This is a genomic window from Corynebacterium sp. HMSC28B08 (assembly GCF_001806865.1).
In the GTDB taxonomy this organism is placed as follows: Bacteria; Actinomycetota; Actinomycetes; order Mycobacteriales; family Mycobacteriaceae; genus Corynebacterium; species Corynebacterium auriscanis.
Window position 1 is genome coordinate 1 of record NZ_KV786175.1, and the last position, 6,198, is coordinate 6,198.

Annotated in this window: 5 protein-coding genes; 3 read left to right on the forward strand and 2 right to left on the reverse strand. The window is 61.0% G+C overall.

The features are described from left to right. Nucleotides 1-213: 213 nt before the first annotated feature. Entirely contained in the window at nt 214-369 is a 156-nt protein-coding gene (locus tag HMPREF3098_RS11555; RefSeq protein WP_168156011.1) for a hypothetical protein, read from the reverse strand. A 435-nt stretch (nt 370-804) separates the two neighbouring features. On the opposite strand from HMPREF3098_RS11555, the gene HMPREF3098_RS08670 reads away from it, so the two are divergent. The 3 genes from HMPREF3098_RS08670 (at nt 805) to HMPREF3098_RS08680 (ending at nt 4,767) form a co-directional block, all read left to right on the forward strand. Next, nucleotides 805-1,848 carry an endonuclease domain-containing protein gene (locus HMPREF3098_RS08670; protein WP_141739729.1) on the forward strand — a complete coding sequence of 348 codons (1,044 nt, stop codon included), beginning with the start codon at nt 805-807 and terminating at the stop codon, nt 1,846-1,848. Between the two features lie 444 nt (nt 1,849-2,292). Beyond that, the gene (locus HMPREF3098_RS08675) at nt 2,293-3,309 is read left to right on the forward strand and encodes an SDR family oxidoreductase (RefSeq protein ID WP_246815904.1); all 1,017 of its coding nucleotides are present in this window, start codon (nt 2,293-2,295) and stop codon (nt 3,307-3,309) included. A gap of 306 nt (nt 3,310-3,615) precedes the next feature. Further along, entirely contained in the window at nt 3,616-4,767 is a 1,152-nt protein-coding gene (locus tag HMPREF3098_RS08680) for an isochorismate synthase (protein WP_070434819.1), read from the forward strand. 229 nt (nt 4,768-4,996) lie between these two features. Here the strand turns inward: HMPREF3098_RS08680 and HMPREF3098_RS08685 are convergent, their stop codons facing one another. Next, nucleotides 4,997-5,809, reverse strand: coding sequence for a fumarylacetoacetate hydrolase family protein (locus HMPREF3098_RS08685; RefSeq protein ID WP_035115336.1), 813 nt, complete (start codon nt 5,807-5,809; stop codon nt 4,997-4,999). Nucleotides 5,810-6,198 lie beyond the last annotated feature (389 nt).

The window sequence follows — 6,198 nt, forward strand, 5'->3', positions numbered from 1 at the left end:
ATCAGCTTGACACAACATAGGAGCATCACGCCCCCCACACCCGCGCCCGTGCCCCGCCAGCACCACCGCCAGCACCATCACGATCGCCAGCACCACCACCATCACGATCGCCAGCACCACCACCAGCACTAGCACTAGCATCATCAACACGATCACCATCACGATCACCAGCACCTGGCCGCATTAGCAGAACGAAAAGACCACAACACACACTCACACGCGCATCTCATTCTGCTTTGCGCACATTGAGGAGCCCCCGCCGCGCCCATACCCGTGCCCGTGCCCCGCCAGCACCACCACCAGCACCAGCACCATCACGATCACCAGCACTAGCACTAACATCACGATCAGTATCACGATCACCAGCACCTGGCCGCATTAGCAGAACGAAAAGACCACAACACACACTCACACGCGCATCTCATTCTGCTTTGCGCACATTGAGGAGCCCCCGCTGCGTCTCACCCGCGCCCGTGCCCTTTCCACGCCCCCTCACAGCACGTCCGCAGTCAAGTTTTTCCACGCCCCCTCACAGCACGTCCCCAGTCAAGCTTTTCTCCGCCCCCATGTGGAAAACCCGCTGTAGTGCAGGAGTTATCCACATGTCACATCTTTGGCCCTCCCTTGCCCAGATTCCACATGGTTAATTCAATAGCGGGGGTCGGGGCGCTCCGGTGGGGGTTACAGGAGCGCCCCACGACCACCCGGGGAGGGATTCGTGAGGGGAGAAAGGGGGCATCGATGAGAAAAGAACCGTGGCCCGAGGCATGGCCGAGGGGACGGCGGCAATCAAGAATGGTGCGCGTGACTAGGAGTTTTGGGGTGGAGCGCCTACCGGAGGCGCACCGCGACGGGTCGATTCTGCCGATGACGATCCGGTTGCGTGCGCATGCGATGGAGCATCCCACGTTGGTGCTGACCGGCTGGGCCGCGCTGCATGTGCTGGGGTTGCCTGCGTTTTGCAATGACATGCCCGTGGAGGTGGTGAGCCGCACGAACAAGCGGGCGAGTTCCGTGCGCGCGGTGCAGCATGTGAAATACGACGGGGCCGTGCCGCTGGCGGACCAAACGCTGTTCGATTCAGCACGTTTCGAATTACCCGGCGATGTGCAGGCCGTCTGCGCGGAGGAGGCGCTCGTGCGCTGTCTAATTTCCGTGCTGAAGGGACGGAACGCGTGGAAGCTGCCGGGGATGCCCGATTTGTGCGGGGCGTGCCGCCTCAGCGCCCACGAAATCCGCGCGGTCCAGCTCATCGACGCCGTTCGCCGGCACATTCCGCTCGATTCTGGCGTGATAGCCGAGCGCGCGCGTGGGCGCGTGAGCAGGCGCAGGTTAAACCGACTGTGGGCGCTGTCGGTGCAGAACGCGGATTCGCCGCCCGAGACCGTTCTCCGCCTGCTGGTGCGGGACCTGCTGCCCGATGTGGCACCACAGGTGCCAGTGTACGAGACGGTGGCGGGGCGCGCGGAACCCTTCGCGCCGGCGTCTGCGCTTCCTTTCTCTTCGGCTGATTGCTCGGCGGGTATTCTGGACGACTTTTCTTTGGACGACGCCACATTCTCCCAACTCGCAGAGTCGGAGGAATTACCGATGTCCTCGGGCGGGCAAGCGCGTCCATGGCGGAGCAAGATTCTGACACGAATCGATTTGGCATCGAGAAAGTACTGGCTGGCGTTGTTTTACGACGGTTCTCACCATAACGATCCCGCGCAGCGCGAGCACGATGCGATGGTGGACCGTGTGCTGCAAGCGCGCGGGGCGACAGTGCTGCGGTTCACGGCTTCGAGCATGCGCGATCCGTTTATGGTTAGGCGGCATGTGCAGCAAGTAATTGCACGGGCTCGGTAGGGTGTGCGCCGCAGGGATTGCGGCGCACACCTCGCGGCCGTTGGTTTCTATATTTCCGCTCATTAATTCTCAACCGCTGATATCCCCAACTCGCACCGCACCATCCCCGAAAAGCAGAACGAAACAACACCCCCACGCAACACCCGCAACATCTCACTCTGCAAACCCAACAAGCCACTCGCTCCACCCAGAGCAGTGCCCCACCACGCACCGCACCATCCACAAAAAGCAGAACGAAACAACACCCCCACGCAACACCCGCAACATCTCACTCTGCAAACTCAACAGGACGGGAACAGGGCGCGAGGTTTTTCATCACGTCTGGAACGCGGTAAGCATCGAGTACCCGTGGAGAGCTGGAAACGGGAGTAGATGAGCACCGCGAGCAGTAGAGTCATCCAAAAGCAACAAATTCACTGATTGGGACGGCAGGAAGGGCGGAAGTTGTCAGATCCGCGGGAAGCTCAGGAAAAGCACGCCATGGAAAAACCGCAGAAGCCGTGGAACGAGTACGAATCAACAGAGAATCGCGCGGGGCATACAGAGCTGGGACAGCACGGACTGCGGGATGAGGGCGAGCGGCGAGATCGCTCGGACCGGAAAGTGGCCGTCATTACCGGCGCTGGGTCTGGACTGGGACGGCTGTTCGCGCAAGAACTGGCTAGGAAAGGATGGTCGATCGTTGCGGTAGGGCGCACACGCTCTTCGTTGGAGGAAACCATTGCGTCACTGGAAAACTCGCTGAGTGACGGGTTCAACGAGGAAAACTCGACCGGACAAAACGAAACGAACACGCAAACCCAACAGCCCACCACCGGAGCACACCCCACCGAACAAAACGACGTGAACGCACAAGCCGAACTGGGCACACCCGCCCCGCCCCACGAGGCTCGCGCGCATCGGCATCTTGCCGTGACGTGCGATGTTGGGGATGAGGTTGGCGTCGAGAAAATGTTTGAAGAAGCAACCGCAACCTTCGGACGCCTAGATCTCCTGGTCAACAACGCCGGCGCCCCCGGCCCCACCGGCGAAATCGACACGATCAACATCGAGGACTTCGACCGGACCGTGCGCACCAACCTGCGCGGGGCGTTTCTGTGCACGCAGGGGGCGTTCGCGTGGATGAAGGCACACGGCGGCGGGCGAATCATCAACAACGGTTCGATCGCCGCGACTCGCCCGCGCCCGGCAGCCGCCACGTACGCGGCGACGAAAGCCGCGATCGCGAGCCTCACGGTCAGCACCAATCTCGACGGCCGCCCGTACGCGATTCGCGCCACGGAGCTGGACATCGGCAACGCTCGCACGGACCTTTTGGGAAGTTTTACGTCCTCTGAACCCATGTTCGACGCCACCCGCGCCGCCCAACTTCTCGCCTCCGTAGCGGACTTGCCGCTGGATGTGTGCGTGGATCAGGTGACGGTGACCGCGGCGGGGATGCCTTACCTAGGGCGGGGGTGAGTGGGCGGAGGTGACGGTGACCGCGGCGGAGATGCCTTACTTGGGGCGGGGGTGAGTGGGCGGAGGTGACGGTGACCGCGGCGGAGATGCCTTACCTGGGGCGGGACCTGGGTCAGGGGTGAGTGGGCGGGAATGCACACCGAAGAGACTCCGGCGTAAGCGCGGCCGGGGAGCGCCGAAAATGCGCCCGGCGAGGCATGCCTATGTAAGTCACGGTGAATGCTGCGGGGCGTAAAGGGGTTAACGCGTGTGGGCGGCCCCGCCCTCGAATCGGTTTTGTCCGACGCGCTTAGTAGACTTAAGCGCATGACTGCAGAGCACCAGAGACCGGCCACCGCCCCGGATTTTTTGCTCTCGCGTCCCCATAGCAGCATCCGGACGCAGGGTCGAAAAGCCTCGTACCCGGATCCTTTCGAAGCTGCCCAAGCGCTGCACGACGGGCACGTGGATCTGCTCGTGGGCGCTATTCCATTCAAGACGAGTTTCCGCGCCGCGCTAGTACAACCCGAATCGGTTGTGGTCAGCGAAGGGCCGCTAGAGCCACCCGCGTTTTTCCGGGGACAGAACGCGGCGGAATCGTTGCGGGTTTCATCCATCATCCCGGTGACCAGTCTGAATGAGCACAAGGCCGCGGTTGCCGCCGCCATTGCTACGATCCAGCAGACACGTTTGGAAAAGGTGGTGCTGGCGCGCGCCGTCGATGTCACGTTCGAAAACGAGCCGGACCCGCTATTGGTGGCTGCGCGCCTCATTGACCTTTCCGCAAACCGCGACGGGTTTGCCGTGGACTTGTCTGCGACTGGCCGCGATGAAGACGAGGGAGCTACTTTCGTAGGCTCTTCGCCAGAGATGCTGGTGCGCCGGGAAAACCGTATTGTGACGGCCTTCCCTTTGGCGGGTTCCGCGCCACGCACGGGTGTGGCCAGCATCGATGATCAGGCGGCGCGTGACCTGTTGATGTCGGATAAAAACCAAAGCGAGCACAAGCTGGTTGTGGATCACTACCGCAATGTCCTCGAGCCGCTATGCCAGAACCTTGACATTCCGACCGAGCCGGACATTCACGAGACCACCGAGGTCATTCACCTAGGCACGGCCATCCGCGGCGAGCTGAAAGAAGAATACGCACATTATTCGGCCCTCGATCTTGCGCTAATGCTTCACCCCACGCCTGCCATCGGGGGTACTCCTATCGATGACGCCATCGGCATCATCGAAGAGGTTGAACAACCGCGGGAATTCTATGCCGGTGCGGTTGGGTGGTGCGATGCCACTGGTGATGGTGAGTATATGGTTGCGATCCGCTGCTGTGTCATGGAGGGGGTGATGGCCCGTGCTTGGGCCGGCGGTGGAATTGTGGCTGATTCGGATCCTGAGGAAGAGGCCACAGAGACTACGGCCAAGCTGCAGACGGCGCTGCGGGCACTGAACGTGCCCGCAGCGATGCGCCAGGTGTAGCGGGCCGGAGCCGCCACACCTGCCCGGGCAGTGCGCACATTGCGTTATGAGGTGGGCCTGCCCGGCCTTCGCTCCCCTACCTGCGCACATTTCGTGCTCGCCCATCCCCCCAACTGCAAGAAGTGCTAGTTGCCCTCGTAGGTGCATTCAAGGTTCCGCATCTCGTGCTCACCCATCCCCCAACTGCGAAAAGTGGGGCACCACCGGTGGTGCCCCACTTTCGTGTCAGCTACTGCTCGTAAGCCTGAACCGGGTTGGACAGTCGGCCCAGCCCCGGGATTTCGATCTCGATGGTATCCCCCGGCACCATTTCTGCCGTACCCGCCGGTGAGCCCGTACAAATCACATCGCCTGGCATCAGCGTGAACGCGCTGGAAACCCATTCGACGATCTCAGGGATGGACTTGATCATCTGGTTAGAATTCGAGTCCTGCTTCGTCTGTGTTTCCCCCTCGTGGGTGAGGTGCGCTTTAATCGGAAGATTGTCGATTTCAATGCTGTCAACGTTGGTTTCGATGAACGGCCCCAGGGGGCAGAAGCTATCCAGCCCCTTCGCACGTGCCCACTGGCCATCCGCGAACTGAAGATCACGCGAAGACACATCGTTGACAATTGTGAAGCCCATGACAACCGACTTCCAATCCTCGCGTTTCACGTCCTTACAAGGACGACCGATAACGATAGCCAACTCGCCCTCGAACTCGACATTCGTCGCCCATTCGGGGATGCGAATTGGAGCCTCAGGTCCCACAACTGCTGTTGGTGGCTTCAGGAAGATCGTGGGTGGCAAGTGCTCCGCACCCTTTTTGAAAACTTCCTTGACGTGGTCGGCGTAGTTGCGCCCGACAGCTACGATCTTGGAAGGCAGAATAGGCGCTAGGAGGCGCACGTCCTCAATCGGCCAGCTTTTATTGGTGAGTTCGACTTTTCCGAATGGCACTCCGCTGATCTCGCGGCAAGTGGCACCAGTCCCGTCGGGCTGGCCACCTTCCAACGCAGCGAAGGCGAGACCTTCATTGTGGGCAATTCGAGCAATACGCATGTTTCCATACTGTACCGGAGAGCGGTTGACCTCACAGAAGAGCATCGGCATTCAGCGCAGATGTCGTCACGTCAACCTTTCACCTAGTCCACTATCCCGGCAATTAACCCCGCCCCGCAACAACACCGCACAACAACCCAGCAACAACACCGCCCGCACCAACACCGCCCGGCACCACCGCAACAACCCCGCACAATGTGCAGCAGAACTCCGACAGAATAACGCGTTTTTGTTCGACTTCTGCTGCACATTCGTCTTACTGCGCGCAAATAACGGCGCGGAGTGCTCAGCCGCACATATTTCTACCCTCGCGGAGTGCTCAGCCGCACATCTCTGCCCTAAGGAGCTGTGCGGGTCGCCCGCGCCCTAGTTATTCCTCGCTGACACAG